The organism is Nostoc paludosum FACHB-159, from assembly GCF_014698835.1.
Taxonomy (GTDB): domain Bacteria; phylum Cyanobacteriota; class Cyanobacteriia; order Cyanobacteriales; family Nostocaceae; genus Nostoc; species Nostoc paludosum.
The window spans coordinates 60174-85793 of record NZ_JACJTU010000033.1 but is presented as its reverse complement, the minus strand read 5'-3'; the positions used below and the strand labels follow the sequence as shown (position 1 = coordinate 85793).

The 25620-nt window shown below is 40.5% G+C and carries 22 protein-coding genes; 8 read left to right on the top strand and 14 right to left on the bottom strand.

Going from position 1 to position 25620, the window contains the following annotated elements; all coding sequences use genetic code 11:
- Window positions 1–156 precede the first annotated feature (156 nt).
- A complete protein-coding gene (locus H6H03_RS27010) occupies window positions 157–435 on the bottom strand; it encodes a hypothetical protein (RefSeq protein ID WP_190958133.1) in 279 nt (92 codons plus the stop codon).
- 599 nt (window positions 436–1034) lie between these two features.
- Here H6H03_RS27010 and H6H03_RS27005 point away from each other — a divergent pair.
- A complete protein-coding gene (locus tag H6H03_RS27005; protein ID WP_190958132.1) occupies window positions 1035–1772 on the top strand; it encodes a M50 family metallopeptidase in 738 nt (245 codons plus the stop codon).
- A 28-nt stretch (window positions 1773–1800) separates the two neighbouring features.
- Window positions 1801–2544, top strand: a complete 744-nt coding sequence (locus H6H03_RS27000) for a 3-oxoacyl-ACP reductase family protein (RefSeq protein WP_190958131.1) — start codon at window positions 1801–1803, stop codon at window positions 2542–2544.
- A gap of 103 nt (window positions 2545–2647) precedes the next feature.
- On the opposite strand, the gene H6H03_RS26995 is transcribed toward H6H03_RS27000, so the two are convergent.
- From H6H03_RS26995 to H6H03_RS26985, 3 genes are all read right to left on the bottom strand, one after another.
- On the bottom strand, window positions 2648–3511 hold the full coding sequence (locus H6H03_RS26995; protein WP_190958130.1) for a GNAT family N-acetyltransferase: 864 nt from the start codon (window positions 3509–3511) through the stop codon (window positions 2648–2650).
- Window positions 3512–3963: 452 nt separating this feature from the next.
- Complete coding sequence (gene fusA, locus H6H03_RS26990; RefSeq protein WP_190958129.1) at window positions 3964–5967, bottom strand: elongation factor G; 2004 nt, start codon at window positions 5965–5967, stop codon at window positions 3964–3966.
- Between the two features lie 168 nt (window positions 5968–6135).
- Window positions 6136–7908 carry a diguanylate cyclase domain-containing protein gene (locus tag H6H03_RS26985; protein WP_242058006.1) on the bottom strand — a complete coding sequence of 591 codons (1773 nt, stop codon included), beginning with the start codon at window positions 7906–7908 and terminating at the stop codon, window positions 6136–6138.
- 384 nt (window positions 7909–8292) lie between these two features.
- Here H6H03_RS26985 and H6H03_RS26980 point away from each other — a divergent pair, with 384 nt between their 5' ends.
- Window positions 8293–9078, top strand: coding sequence for a nucleoside phosphorylase (locus H6H03_RS26980; RefSeq protein ID WP_190958136.1), 786 nt, complete (start codon window positions 8293–8295; stop codon window positions 9076–9078).
- Between the two features lie 382 nt (window positions 9079–9460).
- Window positions 9461–10036, top strand: coding sequence for a retropepsin-like aspartic protease family protein (locus H6H03_RS26975; protein WP_190958127.1), 576 nt, complete (start codon window positions 9461–9463; stop codon window positions 10034–10036).
- Between the two features lie 55 nt (window positions 10037–10091).
- Here H6H03_RS26975 and H6H03_RS26970 read toward each other — a convergent pair whose 3' ends face one another.
- The 10 genes from H6H03_RS26970 to H6H03_RS26925 form a co-directional block, all read right to left on the bottom strand.
- Window positions 10092–11189, bottom strand: a complete 1098-nt coding sequence (locus H6H03_RS26970) for a Gfo/Idh/MocA family protein (RefSeq protein WP_190958126.1) — start codon at window positions 11187–11189, stop codon at window positions 10092–10094.
- Between the two features lie 230 nt (window positions 11190–11419).
- Window positions 11420–11563 carry a hypothetical protein gene (locus H6H03_RS41825; RefSeq protein ID WP_313931928.1) on the bottom strand — a complete coding sequence of 48 codons (144 nt, stop codon included), beginning with the start codon at window positions 11561–11563 and terminating at the stop codon, window positions 11420–11422.
- A 122-nt stretch (window positions 11564–11685) separates the two neighbouring features.
- Window positions 11686–12153, bottom strand: a complete 468-nt coding sequence (locus H6H03_RS26960; protein WP_190958125.1) for a DUF4870 domain-containing protein — start codon at window positions 12151–12153, stop codon at window positions 11686–11688.
- Window positions 12154–12560: 407 nt separating this feature from the next.
- On the bottom strand, window positions 12561–14501 hold the full coding sequence (locus H6H03_RS26955) for an FAD-dependent oxidoreductase (protein WP_190958124.1): 1941 nt from the start codon (window positions 14499–14501) through the stop codon (window positions 12561–12563).
- Window positions 14502–14951: 450 nt separating this feature from the next.
- Window positions 14952–15365, bottom strand: a complete 414-nt coding sequence (locus H6H03_RS26950) for a DUF4278 domain-containing protein (RefSeq protein WP_190958123.1) — start codon at window positions 15363–15365, stop codon at window positions 14952–14954.
- Window positions 15366–15722: 357 nt separating this feature from the next.
- Window positions 15723–16217, bottom strand: coding sequence for a DUF6174 domain-containing protein (locus H6H03_RS26945; protein ID WP_190958122.1), 495 nt, complete (start codon window positions 16215–16217; stop codon window positions 15723–15725).
- 185 nt (window positions 16218–16402) lie between these two features.
- The gene (locus H6H03_RS26940) at window positions 16403–17665 is read right to left on the bottom strand and encodes a lactate racemase domain-containing protein (protein ID WP_190958121.1); all 1263 of its coding nucleotides are present in this window, start codon (window positions 17663–17665) and stop codon (window positions 16403–16405) included.
- Window positions 17666–17667: 2 nt separating this feature from the next.
- Window positions 17668–18504: an SDR family oxidoreductase gene (locus H6H03_RS26935; RefSeq protein ID WP_190958120.1), complete on the bottom strand. Its 837-nt coding sequence runs from the start codon at window positions 18502–18504 to the stop codon at window positions 17668–17670.
- Between the two features lie 139 nt (window positions 18505–18643).
- Window positions 18644–20077 (bottom strand): glucuronate isomerase, encoded by a 1434-nt coding sequence (gene uxaC, locus H6H03_RS26930; RefSeq protein ID WP_190958119.1) that lies wholly within the window; start codon window positions 20075–20077, stop codon window positions 18644–18646.
- A 36-nt stretch (window positions 20078–20113) separates the two neighbouring features.
- Window positions 20114–21253: a LacI family DNA-binding transcriptional regulator gene (locus H6H03_RS26925; protein ID WP_190958118.1), complete on the bottom strand. Its 1140-nt coding sequence runs from the start codon at window positions 21251–21253 to the stop codon at window positions 20114–20116.
- Window positions 21254–21784: 531 nt separating this feature from the next.
- On the opposite strand from H6H03_RS26925, the gene H6H03_RS26920 reads away from it, so the two are divergent.
- The 4 genes from H6H03_RS26920 to H6H03_RS26905 all read left to right on the top strand — a co-directional run bounded on the left by H6H03_RS26920 (window position 21785) and on the right by H6H03_RS26905 (window position 25559).
- Complete coding sequence (locus tag H6H03_RS26920) at window positions 21785–22270, top strand: gluconokinase (protein WP_190958117.1); 486 nt, start codon at window positions 21785–21787, stop codon at window positions 22268–22270.
- A 166-nt stretch (window positions 22271–22436) separates the two neighbouring features.
- On the top strand, window positions 22437–22793 hold the full coding sequence (locus H6H03_RS26915) for a DUF1815 family protein (protein ID WP_190958116.1): 357 nt from the start codon (window positions 22437–22439) through the stop codon (window positions 22791–22793).
- Between the two features lie 115 nt (window positions 22794–22908).
- Window positions 22909–23817 carry an inositol oxygenase family protein gene (locus tag H6H03_RS26910; protein WP_313931925.1) on the top strand — a complete coding sequence of 303 codons (909 nt, stop codon included), beginning with the start codon at window positions 22909–22911 and terminating at the stop codon, window positions 23815–23817.
- A gap of 749 nt (window positions 23818–24566) precedes the next feature.
- Complete coding sequence (locus tag H6H03_RS26905; protein WP_190958115.1) at window positions 24567–25559, top strand: ABC transporter substrate-binding protein; 993 nt, start codon at window positions 24567–24569, stop codon at window positions 25557–25559.
- The last annotated feature ends 61 nt before the right edge of the window (window positions 25560–25620 follow it).

The following is a 25620-nucleotide window of genomic DNA, read 5'->3' as shown; positions in this document are numbered from 1 at the left end:
AGGTGAGAGTTGGTAGTACTTCTCTCAGTTTCTGCTACTAAGGGGGGCTGTATTCAATCAGACTCCCTTTTTTTCTTGAACATGACCGATTTAGTCTAAACTCCAGTTCAGAAATCAAATATGATTCCTATATTTCCTCAGCGGACTTTAGCTGCTTCATATTAGAGTACTCCAGCAGTAATTACCTATGCTAATTGCTTCTGCACTAATAAAGAACTTTAAAACTTTATTATAATCATCAATTAATACTGCGCTATCACACCAAGTTTCATTTAGAAGATAACCTGGAGTTGGCTGCATAGAGCGTAAATCAGAAATTGCTTGTTCCGAGTTAGATAGTAGCCATTTACTAATTGTGCCAAGACACCATTTATCATAATAAGTACGTAGATTCTTCTTTTTGTCAATTAAGATATAATTTGCGCGATCGCTCATAAAGTGTATTTCTACAAAAATTATTCAGCACGCATTATATCTTGAAAATCTCAGATGGATGGAGAGCGATGGCAACCAATTTGAATAGATAACGATAAAGCCCAAGATTTTAATGCCTTAATCCGTCTACTTGATATTATTGTTTGATTAAAAACTTAACTAATCTGTGGATTGCTCTTAATGGTCTAAGTAAAACTAAAGCTAACACCGCTAAGTGAGACAGCACTTGCAGCTTCCAAAGGTTACTTCTGGAATTTAAACTTATTTTTCCTCATTATTTAGAGGTCATTTATAAAGTAAATCTTAAGTAAGGGGAGTTACACCTTTAGCTTAATGCACCGCGATAGAAGATGGTGCGTTAGGCTTAAACCTCTTTACGAAAGTCGAGAGTTTTTGAAAGCCCCATTACCTTAATAATTACACTAGTATGGATAAAAATACACTGCCAATTTAGATTTTTAATTTTGGATTTGAGATTGAAGGGATAATCTAAAATCTAAAATAATTAGACTCAGCGCTTGCGCCAAAGTCGAAAATCTAAAATTGAATGCCCGCGATTAATCCGTGGGAAAAACCTAAAATCTAAAATTGAGTTATTTATGAAGGAACCAAGTAACAATTTTGAAAACTTGCTGACAAAAGAAGCTCCGCCAGTTGTTGAACGCATGGGGCTAAAATGGCTAGTTGCGGCTGCGATCGCTACTGCTTTATTGTGGCAAGTTCCCGGAGGAGATTATATATTATACCCATTTACGATCTTGGCAACTTGGTTTCATGAAATGGGTCACGGCTTAATGGCACTTCTGTTAGGAGGACAATTTCAGAAATTGCAAATTTTTAGCGATGGTTCCGGCGTTGCAACTTATGGTATTCGGTCATCATTGGGGCCAATCGGCCCAGCAATAATCGCAGCAGCAGGGCCAATGGGGCCACCTCTTGCAGGCGCAGCCTTGATTCTGGCTTCCCGCAGTTTTAAAGCAGCTTCCTTGGGTTTGAAAATTTTAGGGAGTTTTTTGTTATTTTCTACATTAATTTGGGTGCGTTCTTGGTTTGGTTTGGTGGCAATTCCTTTGTTGGGTTTAATAATTTTGGGTATTGCCTTGAGGGCACCTCGTTGGGTACAAGGGTTCACCATTCAATTTTTGGGCGTACAAGCTTGTGTGAGTACATACCATCAACTAGATTATTTATTTAGTAGCTCTGCTGGTTATCTTGGACTCTCAGATACAGCACAAATGCAGCGGTATTTACTTTTGCCTTATTGGTTTTGGGGCGGGTTAATGGCGATCGCATCTGCGGTGATTTTAGTTCAAAGTCTCCGCGTTGCCTATCGGTAAAATAGTATATTTAGGCTCACAACCAATCATGGCAAAAAAACTGACTGGAAAAGTTGCATTGGTTACTGGTGGCTCCCGTGGTCTAGGGGCGGCCATCGCCAAACGTCTGGCGGAGGATGACGCAGCCGTAGCCCTCACCTACACTAGCTCACCACAAAAAGCTGACGAGGTAGTGCAGACGATCGAATCGGCCGGTGGAAAAGCCCTGGCCATACGCGCCGATAGTGCCGATGTCGAAGCAGTAAAAAACGCCGTCGCTGAAACTGTGAAAGCCTTTGGTCGTCTCGACATCCTCGTGAACAATGCCGGTGTCGCCGTCTTAGCCCCCATCGACCAGTTCTCCTTGGAGGACTTTGACCGGCTCGTTGCAATTAACATCAAGGGTGTGTTTGTGGCTACCCAAGAAGCTGTCCGCCACATGGGCGAAGGCGGACGAATCATCAACATCGGCAGCGTCAACAGTGACCTTGTGCCGTTTGCTGGTGGTTCTGTTTATGCTTTAACCAAAGGTGCGATCGCTAGTTTCACGCGCGGTCTTGCCCGCGATCTCGGCCCTCGCGGCATCACGGTCAACAACATCCAGCCCGGCCCAGTGGACACCGACATGAACCCGGCGGACGGCTCCTTTGCCGACAACATTAAAGGTATGACCGCCCTCCAACGCTACGGTCAAAGCGACGAAATCGCTGGCATGGTTTCCTACCTTGCCAGTGCCGAAGCTGGTTTCGTCACCGGCGCAAGCTTGAACATTGACGGCGGCTTCACGGCTTAATTCAGTGAATATGGGATGAGGGAGAGGGGGAAAGATTTCTTCCCCATCCTCCCACACCTCCCACACTTCCCACACCCCCTGTTTGCCCAATGCCCCATGCCCATCATCCTTCAAACAACACTAACCCATACTTCTCACCAGTGGGCACAAAGCCAATTCCTCGATAAACTGCTTGTGCTGCTTGTTTGTCGTCACTTGTAAATAGGATGGCACGTTTTACACCGTGCGATCGCGCTTCTAACAACGAGCCTGCTACAACACATTTGGCGTAGCCTTTACCCCGTAGTGCTGGCGGTGTCCAAACTCCACCAATTTGCACAATATCAGGCAGGGCGGCATTAAACGCAGAGTAGGAAACTAGAGTATTTTCTGCTACCAATACCCAATGCACAGACGTAGCTTGACGCGCTTCAATTATTTGCCGACAAGCTGGTTGTAAACTCGAAGTTTCTTTTTGCCCTAAAGCTTCGATATTATAAGCAGCGCACCATTCACACAGTAATTCCAATTCATCTGAATGTGGGAAACGACACTGCACTTGTTTTGCTCCTAAGGCTGGAGGTATTTGCAAGTCTGCCAGTGTGAGAGAAAATAATATCTCAGATTCATCAAGCTGAGTTGGTCGGTTGCTAAGTCCCAAAACACTTTTTGTTGCTTCAACTTGTGCGGCTGGGCCGCTAATTCCAGCAATGGCTCGTCCAGATTGAGTTACTGCTGCTTGCACCACCTCTGCTAAATGTACAGGGGCTTGAACTATTACCATCCCATTCCAAAAGTGGGCTGCAACCGCCACGATAGCTTCATTTATGTACGCAGCAACATAAGTTCCTTGAAATCTTGCACCCTCGTCAAGTAGTCCCGCAGCTCGGCAATTAGAGCGCAAAAACATTGAAGTATCGGCATGTTGCCAGAGGAATGCTTCGAGTAATGGCTCATCTCCAGGTTGTAAGGTTTTCAAGGTAGGCACAAAAAACTCCTGGGTATCCAAATTTAGTTTACCGAATTCCCAGATGTCAGCGATCGAGGATTTGACGAGCGCAGATTGAATTACAGCTATTTTCAGGTAGGTAAATGAACTGCATTTTTTTGTTTAATGTCAAACTTACTCTTATGGGTAAACCTCTGTGTACCTACCCTGCGGGAACGCCTAAAGGCGAATGCGCTTAACTCTGCGCCCCTCTGCATTAAAAACAAAGGTTTGTGTACCTCACTTAAGAGGGAATTGCTATATATGCTTGATTAATAGTAATATTAAAACTATTTTTGAACATAAAAATTAAAGGATTTTATAGGTAAAGTACAAGAGATAGCAAGTCGAATCGAGATAACGATAATTCAAAACCTAGCAAAAATGAAAGGGACACAGTTATTCTGTGCCCCTACATTAAACTATTTCAAGATGCTAATTGCGAATGTCGATTAGGACTGTTTATAGCAGGCAAATTCCATTGAAAAGGTAGCCATACCAGAAGTGAGCGATCGCAAGTCTGTAGAATACCCAAACATTCGCGCTAGGGGTACTTCTGCCCGAATCACTGAATATCCTTGCATTGTCTCGGAACCCAACAGCAAACCTCGACGGGAGGAAAGGTCACCCTGGACTCTGCCCATGAACTCGTTTGGTGTTTCCACTTCTACAAGCATAATTGGTTCGAGTATGTAGGGTTTGGCTTTGGCGATCGCACTCTCTAGTGCTTGATGAGAAGCCGACCGGAATGCCAATTCTGAAGAGTCAATGGGGTGATAGGAACCCCCCTCCAAAACGACTTTCACGCCAGTCACCGGATAGCCTGACAGTTTTCCTGATTCCATCGCCTGCCGAAAACCTTTCTCACACGCAAGGATGTACTCTTTGGGAATCGCCCCCCCAACTACCCGATTCTCAAAAACAAATGGCTCATCTGTAGGTTCAATCCACCCAATAACATGGGCGTACATACCAGGGCCGCCTGATTGTTTTTTAAGTCGGTAGTCAAAGTTAGCTTTTTGTCCAATGGTTTCCCGGTAGGCCACGGCAGGAGTACCGACATAAACCTCAGCATTGTATTCCCGCTGAATCCTTTCTAAGTAAATTTCTAGGTGGAGTTCGCCCATTCCAGAAATCAAAGTTGCTCCTGATTCTGGGTCGATGCTCACCCGAAAGGTGGGGTCTTCCCGTTGAAAGCGGTTGAGTGCTTTGGAAAGGCGATCGCTATCTTCTTGTTTTTTGGGTGTAATTGCCAGTGTAATCACTGGTTCCGGCACATACATCCTTTCCAGAGATACTAGTGTTTCTCCAGTACACAATGTATCGCCAGAGGCACAATCTACACCCAATAGGGCAACAATATCCCCAGCCACTGCAACTTTCACCTCTTCGCGCTTGTTGGCGTGCATTCTCACCAAGCGACCGATTTGCACCCGTTGTTCTGTACGGGAGTTGTAGACGGTATCACCAGGCTTTAATGTCCCAGAGTAAATACGAGTGTAGGTCAACTGTCCGAAGGACTCAACGGTGAGTTTGAATGCCAAAGCTACCAAGGAGGCATCGGCGTCAGGGTAGACACTGACTGATTCTGCGGTTTTGACTACTTCTCTATCCACCGGAGATGGTAAGTAAAGAGCGATCGCATCCAACAGATTTTGCACTCCTTTGTTTTTGAATGCGGAACCCAAAAGTACTGGTGTGAGTTCCAGGCTCAAAGTTGCTTGGCGGATGGTTTGCCAAATTAGTTGTTGGGGAATCTCCTTAGCTTCCAACAACATTTCGGTCATTGGTTCGGAGAATAGCGACAAAGCATCTAGCAATTTCTCCCGTGCCTGTTGTGCTTGTTCCACAAGAATATCGGGAATTGCCTGTTTTACCCAATTTTCGCCGTTTTCGCCCTCAAAGTAGTGAGCGGTCATTTCCACTAGGTCAATTACACCTTGGAATTGGTCTTCAGTACCGATGGGATATTGGAGTAATACAGCGTTTAATTGCAGGCGATCGCGTATTGCCTGTACTACACGAAATGGATTTGCACCCATCCGATCCATCTTGTTGATGAATGCCAAACGCGGCACGCGGTAGCGTTTCATCTGCCGATCCACTGTGATGGACTGGGATTGCACACCCGCCACTGCACACAGCACCATTACTGCCCCATCGAGTACCCTCAGAGCACGCTCTACTTCAATAGTGAAATCAACATGTCCCGGTGTATCAATTAAGTTAATTTGGGTATCATGCCACTGACAAGTTGTTGCCGCAGAGGTAATGGTAATACCATGTAGCTTTTCCTCCGGCATAAAGTCCATTGTTGCACCCTTGCCGCCTCCCTTGACTTCCTCAATAGCATGGATTCTGCCTGTGTAGAAGAGAATTCGCTCTGATAGCGTAGTTTTACCAGAGTCAATGTGAGCAGAAATACCAATATTGCGGACGCGTTCTCGCGGGATCATAAAATTTCCTTTTTGTTCAAGCGACAAATACCACCATCTTAGTGGTGATATATTTTGTATTATATCTGTAATACAACAAAAAGAAAAGGCTGTTAAGCTTATCCCACCTTTAAAAGGGGATGGGATTTCACGTTGACAGTTGACTGTTGACGGTTAACAAACAACCTTTCAGAGTTTTGCAGCACAAACCCACCTATTGCGTCCTTGTTCTTTAGCTTTATACAAAGCTTTATCGGCTGCATCAACTAACTCTTGAGCAGAACTTTTATCTGTTGGAATTTGAGTTGCCACGCCTAAACTGACGGTTACAAAATATTGAAAGCTATTCTTTCTCGTATGAGAAATTTTTAATTTTTCAATAGATTGATGAATTAAACTAGTTACTTTAATAGCACCTGATTCGTTCGTATTCGGCAAAAGGACAATAAATTCTTCCCCACCATAACGAGCTAGGAGATCGGTAGGACGCTTTAACACAATTTGTGCAGCACGAGCGACTTGTATTAAGCATTCATCCCCTGCTAGGTGTCCATAATAATCGTTATAATCTTTGAAATAGTCAATATCAAATAAAATTAAAGATAAATAATTTCCAGTTCGTTTTAGCCGATTCCATTCCCGTTCTAAAAATTCATCAAAACAACGACGGTTAGCTATTTTAGTTAGACCATCGAGTTTACTAAGTTTTTCTAACTCAGAATTTGCTAATTCTAAAGCATGATTCGCTTGAGTCAATTGATTAGCTTGAGAGCGGGATTGTTCTAATAATTCTGAATGTTCTAAAGCTACGCTAAACTGAGCTGCTAATTGTCGGATAAATTTAATTTCCAACGAATTCCAATTGCGCGAACAACTGCACTGATGAACACATAGTAATCCCCACAAAGTTTTTCCTTTCATGAGAGGTACAACAATTTGCGCCTTGATTTGAAATTGCTCTAAAACTTGAAGGTGACAATCTTGCAGTCCAGCTTGATAAATATTTGATAATACCTGTATACGCCCTTGGTGATAAGCAACTGCATATTTTTCACTAAAACAACGATCCTTCACTTTTATGCCAATCACCGAATCGCAATCAGGCAATACATTCTCAGAAATAAATTCGCCAGAGATATAGTTTAATTGAGGATCGAATCGAAAGATACCGACGCGATCTGCACGGAGAGCTTTACGAACTTCTCGTACAGTTGTCTTAAACAAAGTGTCTAAACTCAGAGATTCACGAATTTCAGCAACTAAATTAAACACAATCTCTTGCTGCTGATTCGCTTTATGGAGTTCTGCTGCTTTTTGTTCTGCTTGAGCTAACAATTCTGCTTGTTTAACTGCAAACCCTAACTGCGTCGCAATCTGAGACAAAAACTGTATTTCTAATTTTTTCCATTCATGTGGCTGTGAGTGCTGATAAGCAGCTAGTACTCCCCACAGTTTTTTTCCCACAAAAATTGGTGCAGTTGCATAAGCTCGAATATGGAACTGTTCTAAAATTTCTAAATGGCATTGAGACAAGCCTGCTGAGTATATATCTGAAACCACTAAAGTTTCATTATTCCGATAACGTCCACCTTGATGTTCTTGTAGATAAGAGTCATTCCAAAGCGTATTTTTTCCTAATGCGTCTACATGATCCCATCCAGGCTCTGCAAACTCAAAATCATGGACAAATTCTCCACCCCAGTCATGATGGAAACGATAGACGGCAATCCGTTCGACACGGAGTAACTTGCAAGTTTCTTTAGTAGCTGTACGAAAAATTGTTTCTAACTCTAGAGAAGCCCTGATTTTGCTAATAACTCTATAAAGCGCCCTTTCTTGCTCTTCTAATTGCTGAATTTGAATGTTTTTTTCATGCAATTGAGTTATTAAATTACTAACACTAGGCTGTCCTAAAAGTTTACACAATAAATCAGCAGAGAATTTAGTGATGTTATGTAACATTTGATCTGGCATAAACAATGATAATTTAATTTTTTTATTTATAAAAATATCGAATTAAACACTATTTTTTGTAATTATTGTATATTAACTTATACCAAGCCTTTGTTTAAGTTTAACTCTGCTACAACTTATTCTGTTAAAAGATTCAATTAAAATTCCAAGCATAGTACTTGCTGTTTATTACTGTTAGTAGCTGACTCCAAACAAGTTAAAAATAAGTAAATTTTGTCACGGAGATAATAACTTTGTTGCAATTAGCACAAATCAATTGTATGGTTGCAGGCGAAAGACAACTTCAGATATGGGAAGGAGGAGATTCTAGGTAAATTCTCAAAAAAGACCGTGGTATGGTATCCTGCTGGGGCGATCGCTATTCTGAACGCTATGCCAAATAAGCAGTTCTATCACATTGGCTTCGGACAAGATGATTTAGGTTCATCGCCTCCCACCATAGCCCTATTATCTGGCGACCCGGAGCGATCGCGTCTGATTGCCCAAACTTATTTACAAGATGTACGCTTGTTGTCAGAAAATCGCGGACTCAATAGCTATCTGGGATTTTTACCTAATGGTCGCCCCATTTTATCTGCTACTAGTGGTATGGGTGCGCCTTCATTAAGTATTGTTGTGAATGAGTTGGTACAAATAGGTATTCGGCAAATTATCCGCATTGGAACTTGTGGTTCCATTCAACCTCATATTGCTGTTGGTAGCGTTGTTATTAGCAATGCAGCATTGTGTCGCCAAGGTGCGGCAAATGATATTGCACCTGTGGAATATCCAGCTGCGGCCGATCCTTTTCTTACAGTCGCCTTAGTTAAAGCCGCGCAAGAATTAAAAGCTGACTATTATTTAGGAATTACGGCATCAGTTGATACTTTTTATGAAGGACAAGAACGCACTGATTCGGCAAATCCAAATTTAATGCGATCGCTGCATGGTATTACAGAAGAATATCGGCGATTAAATATCTTGAATTATGAGATGGAATCAGGCACGCTGTTTAAAATGGCTGGAGTATATAATTTTGCCGCAGCAGCTATTTGTGGTGTAGTTGCTGGTCGTACTGTTAGTGAAAATATCATTTTAGAACAGAGAGATACTGCGGTGAAAAATGCCATCGCCATTGCCGTACATGCAGCAACAACAATATTTGAGCCAGGTAATTAATATTGACTGATGACTCAGACAAGAGTTAAGAATTATTCTTTTTGTCCCCAACTCCCAACTCTCTATTTACTCGATTAATCAACTCTCAATATGGTTCGGTTAAAGGGGAAAGGGGAAAGGGGAAAGGTTTTAAATACATCCTTTACCCATTACCCTTTAACCTTTTCCCAGACCACAAGGAAAGTTCATAGTGCTTATCCGAACCGTATTGAATCAACTCTCAGTAGTTTTATCATGTCTTTATCTAATCTTTAATTTATTAATCGGTAATTCTAGGTAATATAAGTAAAAATATAAAAGTAAAAAATAAAAATACAAAAGTAAATTTATCTGAGTAATTGAGATATTAAGAAATATCGGAAGAATGGAGAATTAACGTAATATGAATAATGTCTGGAGGCATGGGATTAAAACCATCAATTTAAGTGCGGTTGCAGTTATGCCTACACTACTATTTTTAGTATTATTTAATCAAGCATCAATTGGAGATCCAGGAACATGTTTCATGGTAACTTCTTCTGGTGAAACCATTGCATTAGCAAAGCTTTGTGGTGATAAGACAGCTGCACCTTCAGACGCATCTTCAGACGACGGAGTTTTTCGGGTTCCCATCAAACGCCGCTTTGGTGGAACTCCCATAGTTGATGTTACTTTCAACGACAAAAAAACCTTTGAAATGATTGTAGATACAGGTGCTAGTGCTACTGTGATTACTCGGAACATGGCAAGTAGCCTGCAACTCAAAACTACAGGTATCATCCAAGCTCAAGTTGCTGATGGTAGTGAAGTTCAATTTTCAACCAGTAAGGTAAAATCTATTACGGTAGGTGGAGTTGTAGCGCATAATATTCAAGTAGCGATCGCTCCACAAGCTGACATTGGGCTACTAGGCCACGATTTTTTTGGTAACTACGATATCAAGATTTTAGAGAAACAAGTGGAGTTTCATCACCGCTAGCTGTGAATTTTAGATTTAGAATTTTGGATTGAAGAAATAATCTAAAATCCAAAATTTAGCTTTCAAGATAACTTTCCAAGCTGGGTACATCAACCCAACTGCTTGTTTCGTGTGATTTGTGAGATAAATCCATCAATAACTGAGAATAAACTCCTTCTTGCAGAGATGGTATTGTTTGCTGGTTTTGGTCAATTCCTTGTACCCATTGGTCTATGACACGAATGAATGCAGAAATCCGTCCATCGGCGTAATTGTTGGGAAAAATTAATCGATTTGGTATTTCTATTTCTGCAAGAGGTTTACCTGTCTGGGAACCCCAAACCCGAAAGCCGTGTATGTAATCTTTTTGATTTTCACTTCCTATAACTAAAGTACCGCGATCGCCATATACTTCTATCCAATGGGTTCTTGGTGCATGAACAACCGCGCTGATGGTAACTTGGCAAGGTGTACTATCTGCCAATTCCAGCGTTAATATACAATTGTCATCTGTATTAACTGGCTTTGATTCTTGATTTGTCGGGTCAATTCGCGCCGGAATTGCAGTAGTCAAATAGGCGCTTAATTTCCGCACTGGCCCGAATAACCAATGAATATAATCGAAGGCGTGGGAACCCAGAGATCCCAATGCACCGCCTCCTTTTTCTTTATCAGAATACCAATTCCAAGGACGGGAAGCATCAGCACGAGAAGAACCTAACCAATCAATTCTAATTAGGCGCAACTCCCCCACATATTTTGCTGACAAAAGTTCAGCAAATAATTGCCATCCTGGTACAAAACGAAATTCAAAATCTACAGTGGCAATAACGCTTTTTTGTTTAGCTAAATGATAAAGTTCTTTGGCTTCATTTGCATTTAAAGCTATAGGTTTTTCTAGTAATAAATGTTTGCCTGCTTCTAGGACTGTTTTTGCCATTTCATAGTGCAAAAAAGGCGGGGTAGAAATGCTGACTGCTTGGACTTCTGGTAATGCCACAATATCTGCAAGGGTGTCGCAGGCGTGGGGGATATTATGGGATTGTGCGATGGCTTTGGCTTTATTAATATCTCGGTGATAAACAGCAACTACCTCGGTACGAGGATGTGCTTGGAATGCAGGAATGTGGACTTTTTGACCAAATCCAGTACCAGCGATCGCAACCCCAATCATATAATCTTTACTCCCATATTTATACAAATTATGCTCAAGAATTCAGTATGCTGACGGGGCGACGAAATAGCCTCAAAATATTAGAAGATAAAACGTGCAGCAATTTATCTTAAATAAAGATAGTACTACAAAAGATCTCGCACTTCTGCTACAGTATTTGCTACAACAATGCCACGTAAGATTTCCTGCAACCGCTTTAAATCAGAAATTTGGTTAATTTGGGTCATAAATTATACACCCTCATTGCCAAATTTTACCTCTAAAATCATTGCAATATTGGATAAAATGTTCTCTCGCCGTCCGCGTTCTTCACCGATGCGTATCCCACACTGTTCAATTTCCTGATACCAAGGCGACTCACGTATCACAGCCATATCCCACCTCATAATGTCTTGAACTAATGTACTCTCTAACACAAAGGTTGCAAAAAAGACCAGCACTGTCTCCAGTTGAAACGTTTTGCGTACTTATAAATCTACAAACAAATTTGGATAATTTATCGCAAAACTCTAATTGTGAAAGGATAACGATAATGTTGTCCATTGTAAGCTTTTATAGCAGCAAAAGTCACTAAAAATGATTGTAGTATTAGAATTAAAGAAATTAATAATGTCAGCACAATTAGTAAACTGTCTAAGGTTAGTTTGACTTCGTTGATTTTACTATTAATAGTCACTGCCAAACTAAAGCTAGTTAACACAAAAAACAAAGAGATAACGATAAAAATTAATGTATAAAACGTCAAAGAAATTTGAAAATTTAACGATTCTTTACCTTGAAAATCAATCCAGGGATATTTTGCTTTTTGTAATCGCCAAATCATGAGTGGGGCTAACAGATTCAGGGGCAAAAATAAAGGTATGCCAATATATACCAAAAACAAGACTAAAATCCAAGCTAATAAAGCCGAGAGATGACACAACATCGCCCATATACGCATTTGTTGTTGAGGTTTTTCTCTCATAGCTTTTCAAGTTCGAGTGGATTTACCAGATAATTCTCCACTTTACTACCAATAAAATAGCCAAACAATAGCTCAAAATCTGAGTATTTCTCAGTCATAGTTTTCGGGAACAGGTTCTATATTCCTAGACTATGCCTTCTGTTGGTTCTAAAGCAACCTGTATATAAACCAATAATGCACAGTAACTCCCAATACTGCTCGGTTAAGCATTTTGAACTCGGAATTTGGTTTGGGGAAAAGGGTAAAGGGTAAAGGGTAAAGGGTAAAGGGTAAAGGGTAAAGGGTAAAGGGTAAAGGTTTTTTCTTTCCCTTTTCCCCTTCCCCTTTTCCCCTTAAGCGACAAGTATTGCAGTAACTCCTTGCCTACACCCTCCCAATGCCCCATGCCCCATGCCCGATTCCTAATTCTAAATTTGTAACATTCCCTCTGGATTTACTGATAAAAGCGATCGCCTCTGCAAACCCTCACGGTGTAAAATCTCATTGGCTGCTAATAAGCCACTACTAACAGCGCGTTCCATTAATCCACAAGGAAAAGGCATTTTCACCCAATCACCTGCAAATAATAAGTTAGGAACATTAGTAGTAGTTTCTGGACGTTGTGCATAACTATTTGGTGGATATCCAGAAAAGTTATGTTGATTCACCAATTCTCGATGTAATACCTGTGCTTGCTGTAATTCTGGGACAATTTCATAGAGTTCTTCCTCAAACTTGGTTAACAACGCTTCTTGAGTAGGAAATTCTTTTGCCTTATAGCAATAAGCGTGTAACTCTACTACACTTCCACCGGTGCGTTTTGCCCAATCGATGAATTGTTCTTGAATGCGATGATAAAGGGTGATGCTGTCAGTTAATTGGTAGCCGGATAAGGATGTAAAATTGCTTTGTTCCCATAGAAAATCGCGGTCAAACCAGAAACGACAAACAGCGAAAGGATCGGCAATACTTAAATTTTGAACTTGCGATCGCACTTTTTCATCTATATTCCCATTCACTCGTTTCAAGAGTTGCTGTACTCCAGGTACATCGGTAGCCAAAACATAATAATCTGCTTGAATTATCTCTGGTGATAATAATTTTTTATTCACTGCTACTAGTTGCACTTCTTCGTCTTGTCGTTCCACTACTTTAAACTTAGCTAAATTTTCTTCAGCAGGGCCTTTGACCACTTTGCCATTACTACTAAAAACTGCACCATGACAAGGGCAATGAAACTGACCATCGGCTGCCATTTCCACAGTACAACCTTGATGAGTACAGGTCAGAGAAATCGCTTCTTTTCCTCCAGATGGTAAAGCAAATACTTCATCAGCCGCACCAAAATATTCCATCTTGGTATTATCAACAACTGAATTCCTTTTTACCCAAAAAGGCACGCTATTTTGATTACCACCAACATAATATTTTAGTGCTGCAATCTTACCTTCTGTAACGGGAATCTCACTCACAGTTGCACCTGTGATAATTTTACCGCCTTGATCGTGAATTGCCTGGGCAATAGGTTGCACTAAACTTGTCCCCATATCATCTTTAGTGCCATTAAAAGCTAGTCCTTCAGGGTTACCAAAAAAATAAAAGTGGAAGAATTGCATTAATTCTCCAACACTCATTGTGTCTGGTGCATTCAAACTAGATTTAGCAAAAGGTAAAAAATATAAGTCGTATAATCCTTGGGGAAATTCTGTGTTTACCCAATCAGCAACGGATATATTATCGAACCGCTGAAAGTTCTTTTCTCTTTGAAAACTAGTAATCGCCTGGAAGACTTGCAGGTGTTTTAATTTTGTAAGATTAATTCCCCATTTGAAGCGGTTGGGAGAAGCGATCGCTAAATCTATAATATTCCAAGGAAAAGCAGAACTACTAGGATAAAATATCTCTGGTTTGTATTGGCGATCGCGATAGACAACTGAGTAAAAATTTAACGATTCAAAATGATCGCCAATCTCCAGTTCTTTAACTAAACTATTCAAATTATAGTACTGGGGAAAAAAGCCATGAAAGCCATGTTCCATCTTAAAAGTTTCGCCAACAGCGTCTATCGACCAACTAGCAATTTTACCACCAAGTTGGGGAGACTTTTCCAATAGTGTAACCACAAATCCCCGCTGACTCAATTCATAAGCACAAGCTAAACCTGCTAAACCACCCCCAATTACTACAACGCTTTTTTGCTGATTTAGCATCCGTGGTAACTTTAGGGTATCTTTTTCAAACACCGTTGGTTTTGGCTTAGCAAATCGAGAGTATCCTGTGACTCCAGCAATTGCACCAACACCAAACACTTTCAACAATGTCCGACGCGAAATAGTAGACGATTCTGGCGAATTGAATAGTGGACTCATGAGTTAGAAAATTAACACTTCACGATGAATTACTGACATGAAATCATGACTAGGAATTAGCAGATTTTGTGTCAGAATTGAAAATTCCGAATTCAAAATGAAATTACCATAGCTTGGAAGTAAGTAACTTCCTACTCTGAATTCTGAATTCTCTTTTGTAGCCTACATTTTTATTTGTCAGAAAATAAAGCAGCAAAATTTGGTTTAACAAATTAAAAAATTAGTTGACAATGTAATATAATATTTAATAATTGGCTACCAAACAAGAGGTAGGTTTGGGCATAGGATAGCGATCGATTGTCGTCCTCTGAACTGTGAGTTATCAGTTCTGAGAAATACAGTCAGAATTTAGTTAAATCCCACCAATAACAAACAATGGCTGCATTACCACTTTTAATAAGTAATCAAGCTTTTCACCTTGCAATGCTACTTTGTAATGATAATTAGACATTACGAATCAATTTCTTTTTGTGCAGTTTTCTTCACACAATAACTGCTTCCCCTAAAACTTAATTTATAAGTTACTGGCGGTGTAGTTACTCCAGTCGGTTCGGGGTTAGGGTTAACACAAACAAAATAAGTACTTCCTCGAAAGCTCAATTTATACGTGGCTTTTGGTGTAGTAACTTTATCTAATTTGCCATTGGAGTCAACACGATAGGAAACCCCACGGTAGATCAAATTACAATCTGCTTCAGATTCGCACACTGGCTGTTGTGGTGATTCTATTTTCTCACTGACCACTTTACTTGCGTAGTATTCATAGCTTGTACTAATAATTACAGGAACTAATAGTAAAACTAACATCTGCCAGGGAGCGAAGATTAAACTTAAAATTAAGATGATAACTGCAAATACAGCCATCAAATGTGAAATTTCACTATTAATTTTTTTTAATACAAAATAGCTAGTGATTAAACAAGCACAGGGTATAACCAAAAAATATGAAGCCATTTTTCTTAACTTAATAAACCAAAACTCAAGCGTTTGTAACGCAGATTGAAGTTATTTGGAAAATTGTTATCTATTTTACCTCAAATAAATTTTTGTGGTTACCGTGCTTTTTGAGTAAAAGTTTTACTTTTTGATATCTGTATTAAGTGTGGATTTTTGGAGTTAATGTAATATATGCAATAAAAAAAGGCGAACAGGGTGCGATCGCCTTTTGAATTCAGTATCAAATTTTATTCAGCTTCTACTGAGCAAAACTCAGCTGAGTATTTATTGAATTACTTGAAAATTCTCAATAGTCAGATATATTTCTTCATCAGCGATTTGACTATAGTAATCGACATTAATTTTGGTAGGATAGCCGAGTTTGGGATTGTATGCTACATCCAAACTGGAGGCTTGACGGGCGATAGCATCTTGAATCACATTAAAAAGCTTAGGAATTGTATTGTAGTTTTGAAAGTATTCTGGATTAACTGGTTGACCTGTAGCTACAGAAGTGATTGATTTTGTTTGGCCATTACGTACTTCAATAATTACTGGGCCTCTAGCTTCTGGTATACAAAAACAACCGTTACTAAATGTATAGCGATAGTTAGAAATATTTTGCTTAGTCCACAAATTGCGATTAAATTGTAACTGTCTTTGAGGCAAATTATTATTGGCTGTTAATTGTGCTATCTCTACTGGAGGTTGAGACATGACTGGTAGATTGAGGCCTGCAAGTAGAAACAAGCCTACACTGATAATCAGAGAAAAGCGCATATCAATCTATGTAGATGATGAGAAACTGTATTATACATTAATAAATTTAATTGTTTAAGTCAACTTTATCTTTTGATTAAAATACCTGGGTTTAGCGTTAATTATCAAAACTAGCGACAAAAACATTGCCCTATGTTAATCCGAAGTTCGATCGCAAAGCTGTCATTTCTTGCTCTAATCGAACTTTACTGCTTGAGACGGTAAAGTATCTCGCCAGCCTTGGGTACAAGCAAAATACCTTCATGCTCTCGATGAGACCATTCCATTAATTTAATCGTAGCCGGATCGCGATAGCTCAAATTATGAGCAGCACAACGTTCTGGAGAAATACCAGTAGCTAGAGTCACGCGAATTCGAGGTTTTTCTCCTTCTATAAAATCAAAAGTACCCATACCTTTTAAGTGCGTACTATGTGCTAGCACTCCCGCAGGATATTCTTGGAATTTCTCCCATTGTTTAATAAAATAATCGCGCACATGATAACCAATCTCTGCTAAAACTTCGCCATGTGTGTAGCTAAATTCAGTAATATGAGGTGCATAGATAATTACTTCTCCCCCATCGGCGACTACTGGCTCTAGTTTGTACATTCCTTTAGCAGCCGTCCAAATATCATCGTACATTTGGGGCATCACTGAAAGCACTTGTTTAAAAGGCTTATATACATATTTAATATGCAGTTTGGCTGATAATTTTGCAGCCGCTTCCCAGGCCAACTCTGGTTTATCTATATAAATTCCAGCTAACTGATTTGTTTTCGGTGCAACCACCATTGCCAAGCAAAGCTTCGGCGTCGAAATCATGCTAGCGGCTCGGTTTATCAAACGCCGAACTGGCGTAATTCCAAGCGTACCAATAATTTCATAACAGGTGATTAAAGCTCCTAACCAGTGTGATAAATTTATTACTTCCTGACCGCTAATACCAGGAAAAAAATATTTATTTCCCCCAGAAAAACCGACAACTTCGTGGGGAAATACTGGCCCACAAATAATTATCAAATCATATTCTATAACTAATTTATTAACACGCACTTCAACTTCTTGGTGCAGCATTCCATTACTAATTTCTGCTATTTCTTCAGCCGAAAGTACCCCACAAGAAATAAAAGTCTCTGGTAGATTCCAAAGGTGGTTAAAGATGTTAACTCCTTTAAAAATTGTTTCTCTTTCCTCTTGTGTCACCCCAACTAAACGATTAATTTGTTCTTCACTCATGGGATTATGTGTACCCAGAGCAATTAAATAATCTAATGCAGCAACCCTGTTATTTAACTCGTGGTGCAGCAAGCGAAACATTTGCGGAATGGGAGCAGTGCGGGTGCTATCGGGAATTAATACTAAAATGCGCTGTCTATCAAATTCAGGGTTTGCTAAAGCTTGATGAACTAGTTGGAAAACTTCTTCATCTGCAAGTATCCCATTATTAGTTACGGCTAATGAATACATTTCTAAACTCCGCTGTAAATACTAAAGCCACCGTCTACCGGCACAACTACGCCGTTGACGAAACTAGAACCAGAACTGCATAACCAAATCAAAGTACTGAGTAATTCGTGCGGTTCTCCAAAACGTCCAGCTGGGGTATGGTTGATGATTTTTTGTCCCCGATCGCTTAAACTTCCATCAGCATTGAGCAATAAATCTCGATTTTGTTCGCCAATGAAAAAACCCGGCGCGATCGCATTGACTCGCAACCCAGATCCATATTTTTGAGCGAGTTCCACAGCTAACCAACGAGTAAAGTTATCTATCGCCGCCTTCGCCGCCGAGTAACCAACCACCCGACTAATCGCACGGATAGCAGACATGGAAGAAATATTCACAATACAACCTTGGGGTTGATTTCTTTCTACCATTGCTTGTCCAAAAACCTGGCTGGGTAATAAAGTCCCCACCAAGTTGAGACTAACAACTTCCTCAAATGCTACGTGTGGCATATCAAAAAAACTAGCATCAGCAGTAATTGTGGCAGCCGGAATATTACCACCAGCGGCGTTTACTAGGATATCTATCTGACCCCAATGCTTAAAGATAGCGTGTTTGGCTATTTCTAATTGGGAGCGATCGCCAACATCTGCCAGCACCGCCATACTTTCTCCACCATTAGCAGTAATATCTGCTACAACCGCCTCCGCCCTTGTTTCATTGCGACCGAGAACCACTACTCGCGCTCCCGCCAGCGCCAAACCCCGCGCCATTGCCCCACCAAGCACACCAGAACCACCTGTAACTACTGCTACCTGGTCTTTGAGGCTAAAAAGTTGATGCAAAATCAAATCTGGCATCGATCATTCCTCTATCTAATTAACAAAACTCCGCGTCCCCTTGCGTTTACTCCGCGTCCCTCTGCGTTTAAAAATATACCTTCTAAAACTTCTTTAAACGCAAAGGAGCGCAAAGGTCGGCGCAAAGGAACACAGAGATTTAATGGAAGTTTCGGCTTAATTTGTAAGCATCTTTGGCAAGGTCATAAGCTAAAGCATGAGCCATTCCATAGCCTTCTTCTTCCTCAATTAACCCGCGTATTACCAGTCCTGCTAACCAGTTAGAAGCTACACGCCGCCAAACTGTATGACGTGCAGGAATGGAAACAAAAGCCCGTGTATCATCGTTAAAACCAGCAGTATTATAAAGTCCAGCTGTTTCCATCACCTGATTGAAGTATCGCTCCATACCATTCATACTGTCGTGGAACCACCAAGGCGGCCCCAGCAGGACTGCGGGATAATGACCGGCTAGAGGAGCTAGTTCGCGGCTATAAGTGCTTTCATCCAATCCAAATAGGATTAAGTGAAAGTCTTTATGATTACCGTAGGCTGTCAACAACGGGTGCAAATTTTCTGTCCACTCTATTTTCAAAGGAATATCAGCACCTTTATCAGACCCAAACCGCTCAAAGACAGTCGAATTATGGTTACGCATAATACCGCAATGCATTTGCATTACCAGTCCATCTTCTACACTCATCCGAGCCATTTCCATAAACATGTGACCAGTAAAACGCTCTGCATCACCCGGATTTAGTTTGTTAGCTAATGCTCTAGCAAAGATCGCTTCTGCTTCCTGGTGGGAAAGGCGCTTGGTATAAGGTGTCGCTGCACTATGGTCGGTAGCTGTGGCACCCATTTTTTTAAAAAAAGTTCGACGTTGTTCTAGGGTTTCTACGAAAGTAGCGTAAGTACTAATTTCTCGCCCAACAGCGCTTTCTAGCTTGGTTAGATTTTCCCGCCAACCAGGAGTATCTAGATTGACTACTGCATCCGGTCGAAAAGTAGGTCTTATTTGGGTAAAACCTTCTTGATGTAGCGATTGATGATGCTCAAGAGGATCGCTGGCTGCATCGGTAGTGCAAAGTACTTCAATATTAAACTTTTTGAATAAAGCACGAGGTGAGAATTCAGGTAACAATAACAGCTTTTGCAGGTAGTCGTAGATATATCCCGCAGTGCGAGAATTTAAAGGCTCGTCTACTCCAAAGACATTACTAAGTTCGTCTTTCAGCCACAACCCAGAGGGAGTGCCTTGGAATAAATAAAAATGGTCGGCGAAAACCTGCCAAATCTTGCGGTGGTCGGTTTCTACTGGCGAACCATCGCGGCTAGGTATGCCTAAAGCTGATAAAGGTACGCCCCGACTATAGAGCATACGGAAAATGTAGTGGTCGGGAATAATTAATAATTCAGTTGGCGAACCAAAACGCCCTGCTGGATTAGCTAATAAGGCTGGGTCTACGTGTCCGTGAGGACAGACCAACGGTAGATTCGATATGCTCTCAAAAAATTGACGCGCTAGCTGTCTTTGTTCTGGTTCTGGAGCAAAACAGCGATCGCTAGATAAACTCCATTTTTTAGTTAACATATTTTTATCCAAAATCTAAAAGTTTACTTATTATTCCTAAGTTCCTGAAAAAGGGCATTGACTATCGGGCATTGGGCATTGGTCTTGGGGTATGGGGCATTGACCATCGGGCATTAAGAGCGCAGAATTAGGAGTTACAAATTCTCTGGTCTGCTCGAATGCAGCAGTACTACTCCGCTTGACTAGAAAAGGAGATAAAACGACGTTTTCCACACTTTTCTCCTCTAATAAGTCGAGTAACATTTGCATAGCCGAACGACCAATTTCCAACATTGGTTGGCAAACTGTCGTCAGCGATGGCGTTATGTAACGACAAAGAGCAATATCGTCAAATCCAACCAAACTTAAATCTTCGGGTACTGAAATATTTAGTTCCCGGCAGGCTAAGAGAGCGCCAACTGCTACCATATCGTTGTAACAAAAGATGCCTGTGACGCCAGTGCTAAATAGTTTAGGTAGCATCTTTTTTCCAGTATCAACATCGTTGATTCTGGTATTCTCTTCATCACTAATTGCCACCCAATCGCTGTTTTGTGGTAAACTAGCTTGTCTCAATGCCCGGCGATATCCTTCTAAACGCAAGTGATTCGACTGACTGCGATCGCCTACACCCAAATAACCAATAGCCGTGTGTCCCAAATCGATCAAATGCTCTACCGCCAATTGACCGCCTAAAAAGTCATCCACTGTAACTGTGTGAAATGTTTCCGGTTGATCTTCAGTCTGACTATTAATTAAAACTGTTGGTACAGCAATTTCTCCTACTTCATTCGTATTATTTTTATTAATCCGGGAATCAGCGACTAATATCCCGTCCACTCTCCGGCGATGAAAATTATCAATAGCTGCTATTTCCTGCTTGAAATCTCGATGTGAAGCAGTTAAGAAAACACTCAATCCTGCCGTTCTCGCTACCAGTTCAATTCCCTCTACTACCTCAGCATAAAAAGGATCTGCGATGGAAGTCACAACTACCCCAACGGTATTAGTACGTTGATTTTGCAAGCTTTGAGCGATGGCATTCGGTACATAGTTCATTTCCCGCGCTATCTTCTTAATTTCCTCTCGCACCTTTGGGCTAATTAGAGAGTTATCTCGCAAAGCACGCGAAACTGTAGAGTGAGAAACTCCTGCTCGGCGAGCAATATCTTCTATTGAAACTTTTCGTTTCTTCATAATCTTACCATAATTAATGCAAACGTGTGCATTATAATTTTAATTATTAGCAAAGTCGAGTAATCTGTCAATGTATTCATTTCCCTAACTCAACACAAAATTGAGGTTAGGAGAAAAATGTAACAAAAAGTAAAGTTAATTCAAATTTTGTTGTTTCAAAAATAAATATTCCGGTTGGCTTACTTCCTCGTTACTGAGGCAGGTTGAGATGATGGCGATCGCAGTCAATAATATCATGTTGGGGAAAACACTTATGATTTAGACAACACTGAAAAATTTCAATAATAAGTAATTAGCTGGACTTGATATAAGACCCCTATTCTATTTTTGAAAAAACTCCTTATAACTCAACAAGCCTTCTTAACTCTTGCCTCTTGCCTCGTACCATATATAGCGGTAGTCACATAGGTTAGGACATAATGACAAGCTTGAATGCCAGCAATAGTAGGACTTTTACCTCCTGCCTTCTGCCTCCTGCCTTCTACCTTCTGCTATACTTCACTTTTTTCCAAAACTATGAACGACAAATCAATGATTATCATCATTATGGGTGTTTCTGGAGCTGGCAAAACCACCATAGGAAAACTACTAGCAAATTCTTTAGGTTGGGAATTTAGCGATGCAGACGCTTTTCACTCGCTAGAGAATGTTGAGAAAATGCGGTGCGGTATTCCCCTAACAGAAGCAGACAGAATACCTTGGTTACAAAATTTGCAAACAGCTATTAAAAACTGGCTGCAAGAAAATAAAAGTATGGTGCTGGCGTGTTCGGCTCTCAAAGAAAGCTATCGCCAATTTCTTGTCGTAGATGGCGAACGTATCAGGCTAGTTTACCTCAAAGGGTCTTATGAGTTAATCCAAAAACGCTTGCAAGAGCGTCATAACCACTATATGAGCGAAAAGCTGCTCGATAGCCAGTTTAATACTCTCGAAGAACCATTAAACACTCTATATATAGATGTTATCGAAACACCTCAGGTAATTGTCCAAAACATCAGAACAGCTTTAGGAATTTAGCATCTGTGGACGTTTTGCCGTGCCTACGTCAAATTAAATAAGAATTTTAGCTGATATCTGCATCCAGGGAATAGGGCTGGAGGCTTTTCGAGTTGTAGCAAAAGCACAAATCAAATAGGCGTCCGATATCAAGCGATCGCATCACTGTATTAGTAGGAGGAAACAAATGTTTCTCAGATTAGCGCAACAACATCAGCAAGTCGTCCAAGACTTGGTAATTAGTCTGCAAGCTTTGTCAATTGCACTTGAGCAGAGTGGTTATGCTACGTCTTGCTATACATGCGGCGACCAAATCAAAAGCGCTTCATTTATGGTCAACCTGGGAGAAAAGCACATGATTCGGTTTTTAGTGTCTGATTACGGTATTACTTGGATGGAAATTTGGGATGACCGCGAATTAATGAAGTTAGAGGGTGCAGAAGCAATCAATCAATTGGAGGAGTTGGCTAATATTGTCAAGTATCCACAGCCAGAAATGAACATTTTTAACCATCCACAACAAAAAATTCACTTCCTAAAGTAAAGAATATTTGCTGAAAGGGAAATGCACGCTTGTGTAGATATATAAAAAACTTAACACTAGTTTTTGCACACGTGTGCAAAAATAAAAATAAGCAAATTGAAGTTTATGCACAGGTGTGCAAAACCATTCTGAAGATATGTCTCAAATTCTCAATCATCCTACTCAAAACAATCCGTTACATTCGCTAGAAGAATGGGAAGAAGACTTACTCAATCGCTATCCCGATCCCAACAGCATAGTTAAACAAGGCAAAACTGTTGAAGCATACAGAAATTACGAAACGCCTATCAGGGATACAGTCAAAGAGTTCTACCGCTTAAATCATATTAATCAAACATATGATTTTGTACTCCAGAAAAAAGCAGAGTATTTAAAGTTTGACAAGAAAGAAATGACCGTTTGGGATGCGGTGGAATTTTTGAATCAATTAGTTGACGATTCAGATCCTGATACAGATTTAGACCAATTACAACATTTGTTGCAAACATCAGAAGCTATTCGCGCTGATGGTCATCCTGATTGGATGGTACTGACAGGTTTCTTTCATGATATGGGAAAAGTACTTTGCTTATTTGGTGAACCCCAATGGGCGACTGTTGGTGATACTTATCCTGTAGGTTGTGCATTTTCGGAGAAAATTGTTTTCTCGGAGTTTTTCCAAGAGAATCCCGATTACAATAACCCGAAATATAACACTAAATATGGTGTCTACGAGCCGAATTGTGGATTGAGTAACGTACATATGTCATGGGGACACGATGAGTATTTCTATAGCATGATGAAACGTTACTTGCCCGAACCTGCATTGTATATCCTTCGCTATCATTCATTTTATCCTCAACATCGTGAGAACGCTTACGAGTATTTGATGGATAAACACGATGAAGAAATGTTTAAATGGGTGAAGTTATTCAATCCCTACGATTTATATTCCAAAAATCCCAATCCTCCTGATTGGCAAAAGCTCAAGTCATACTATGAAGACTTAGTGGCTAAATATTTACCACCAACCTTAAAATTCTAAATTTCTGGTGTCCAAAAAGCAAATGTTTTATTTGCTGATTGAGCCTGTCGAGATTGCAATAACTTTTTATTCATCATTGTCAGCGAAAATTTTTATCTCAGCCTCAATCAAAGGGAATATTTTCCAACCAGAATAGTAGAATTTGTGTCTGTAAGAGTAGAAAAAATGAGAAATATCTTTAGCTTACAGGCAATTGCTCGATTTTATAGAATTATCTAGTCAGTTGAAACAGCCGCCAAGCCATCTAGGACTTTTAGCGATCGCACTTCATCTTTGTATCAAAAATCGTCAAAAGTAACTCATCTGACATGATATTACATCCAACTGAAGAACACTTCTTAATTTTGTAAACTTCGATAAAGGAAATTAATTTGAGTAAAAAAACCACGGTAAAATAAAAAACCGAATAACATAAAAACTTTGAAGCTCGATAGTCTAAAATTCTAGGAATTTTAGGAAACAAATGTTTACAGATTAACCACTTTCAAATATAAATTCGCCAAAAAAAGCAAAAAACCGGATTCTGGGAATTCTTGCAATGTTCAGTCTTTTGCTGATTACAGCAAAACTAAATTTAGTGTAACTAATAGCAAAAAAGTCAAAGAACATCAGATTACTAGATGTCGAAGTTGAACTTGCCAAAGTTAGAAGTATCACTAAATGTTATGTTGTCAGAATTCTAGATATTGCGGATTTATATTCTGCTAATTTTCCTCAAATTTAAAAGCATTGTTGGATGATAGATAAATATGAAAAAACTTTGTTTATTAGCTAGCATATTAAGTGTTGTTGGAACTGCGATCGCTGGTTGTAATGACACGCCAAAAGCGAACATCAGCAGCAACGATAGTACTAATACTGCTATTAACACGAGTTTGGAAAATAAAGGATTGCAAACAATCGGCGTTACCTTGGGTGATTTAGGTAATCCTTTTTATGTAGCTCTGCAAAAGGGAGCAGAAGAACAAGCAAAAAAAATTGGGGATGGTATTAGAGTTAATACAGTTTCCAGTGCCTTCGATCTCAACCAACAAGCCAACCAAATCGAAAATTTCACGGCGGCGAATACCGATCTAATTATCCTCAGCGCGGTTGATAAAAAAGGAGTTAAACCAGCCATCGATCAAGCGAAGAGTGCAGGTAGGGTCGTGATTGCGGTAGATTCGGCAGTTGACGCAGACGTAGATGCGATGATTAGCTCTAACAACGTCCAAGCAGGAGAGATTGCTTGCAAGTATATTGGCGATCGCCTCAACGGTAAAGGTAATGTAGTAATTCTCAACGGTACCCCGATGGACTCAATCAATCAGCGAGTCAGTGGCTGTAAGAGTTCATTAGCTAAATATCCAGATATCAAAATCATCTCAGACCAGAACGCAGAAGGGACAAGGGATGGCGGACTGAGAGTCATGACTGACGTGCTAACAACCTTCCCTAAAATCGATGCCGTTTTTGCCACCAACGACCAAAGCGGTGTCGGCGCAGACTTAGCAGCCAGACAAGCAAGACGTAAAGAATTTTTTATTGTTGGCGTTGACGGTTCGCCAGATGCAACCAAAGCAATGGAAGACCAAGACGGTGTATTTGTTGCAACAGCCGCCCAAGATCCCGCAGGAATGGCGCAAAAAGCCGTTGAAGTTGGCAACGATATCATCCAAGGCAAAAAACTGAGTAATTCTCAGATTCTCGTTCCAGTCAAGTTGGTTACCCGCGATAACCTTGGTAGCTACAAAGGGTGGTAGTGGGGGCAGGGGAGGCAGGGGAGGCAGGGGGGCAGGGGAGGCAGGGGAGGCAGGGGGGCAA

Excerpts from the sequence above, each read along its gene's own strand:
- H6H03_RS26950 (WP_190958123.1), bottom strand. The coding sequence starts at position 15,365 with ATGGCTGTATTTGCAGTTATCATCTTAATTTTAAGTTTAATCTTCGCT.
- H6H03_RS26980 (WP_190958136.1), top strand. The coding sequence starts at position 8,293 with ATGCCAAATAAGCAGTTCTATCACATTGGCTTCGGACAAGATGATTTA.
- H6H03_RS26975 (WP_190958127.1), top strand. The coding sequence starts at position 9,461 with ATGAATAATGTCTGGAGGCATGGGATTAAAACCATCAATTTAAGTGCG.
- H6H03_RS26905 (WP_190958115.1), top strand. The coding sequence starts at position 24,567 with ATGAAAAAACTTTGTTTATTAGCTAGCATATTAAGTGTTGTTGGAACT.
- H6H03_RS26960 (WP_190958125.1), bottom strand. The coding sequence starts at position 12,153 with ATGAGAGAAAAACCTCAACAACAAATGCGTATATGGGCGATGTTGTGT.
- H6H03_RS26970 (WP_190958126.1), bottom strand. The coding sequence starts at position 11,189 with ATGATTGGGGTTGCGATCGCTGGTACTGGATTTGGTCAAAAAGTCCAC.
- H6H03_RS27010 (WP_190958133.1), bottom strand. The coding sequence starts at position 435 with ATGAGCGATCGCGCAAATTATATCTTAATTGACAAAAAGAAGAATCTA.
- H6H03_RS26945 (WP_190958122.1), bottom strand. The coding sequence starts at position 16,217 with ATGCGCTTTTCTCTGATTATCAGTGTAGGCTTGTTTCTACTTGCAGGC.
- H6H03_RS41825 (WP_313931928.1), bottom strand. The coding sequence starts at position 11,563 with ATGGCTGTGATACGTGAGTCGCCTTGGTATCAGGAAATTGAACAGTGT.
- fusA (WP_190958129.1), bottom strand. The coding sequence starts at position 5,967 with ATGATCCCGCGAGAACGCGTCCGCAATATTGGTATTTCTGCTCACATT.
- H6H03_RS26940 (WP_190958121.1), bottom strand. The coding sequence starts at position 17,665 with ATGTATTCATTAGCCGTAACTAATAATGGGATACTTGCAGATGAAGAA.
- H6H03_RS27000 (WP_190958131.1), top strand. The coding sequence starts at position 1,801 with ATGGCAAAAAAACTGACTGGAAAAGTTGCATTGGTTACTGGTGGCTCC.
- H6H03_RS26925 (WP_190958118.1), bottom strand. The coding sequence starts at position 21,253 with ATGAAGAAACGAAAAGTTTCAATAGAAGATATTGCTCGCCGAGCAGGA.
- H6H03_RS26955 (WP_190958124.1), bottom strand. The coding sequence starts at position 14,501 with ATGAGTCCACTATTCAATTCGCCAGAATCGTCTACTATTTCGCGTCGG.
- H6H03_RS26915 (WP_190958116.1), top strand. The coding sequence starts at position 22,437 with ATGTTTCTCAGATTAGCGCAACAACATCAGCAAGTCGTCCAAGACTTG.
- H6H03_RS26985 (WP_242058006.1), bottom strand. The coding sequence starts at position 7,908 with ATGTTACATAACATCACTAAATTCTCTGCTGATTTATTGTGTAAACTT.
- H6H03_RS27005 (WP_190958132.1), top strand. The coding sequence starts at position 1,035 with ATGAAGGAACCAAGTAACAATTTTGAAAACTTGCTGACAAAAGAAGCT.
- uxaC (WP_190958119.1), bottom strand. The coding sequence starts at position 20,077 with ATGTTAACTAAAAAATGGAGTTTATCTAGCGATCGCTGTTTTGCTCCA.
- H6H03_RS26920 (WP_190958117.1), top strand. The coding sequence starts at position 21,785 with ATGATTATCATCATTATGGGTGTTTCTGGAGCTGGCAAAACCACCATA.
- H6H03_RS26935 (WP_190958120.1), bottom strand. The coding sequence starts at position 18,504 with ATGCCAGATTTGATTTTGCATCAACTTTTTAGCCTCAAAGACCAGGTA.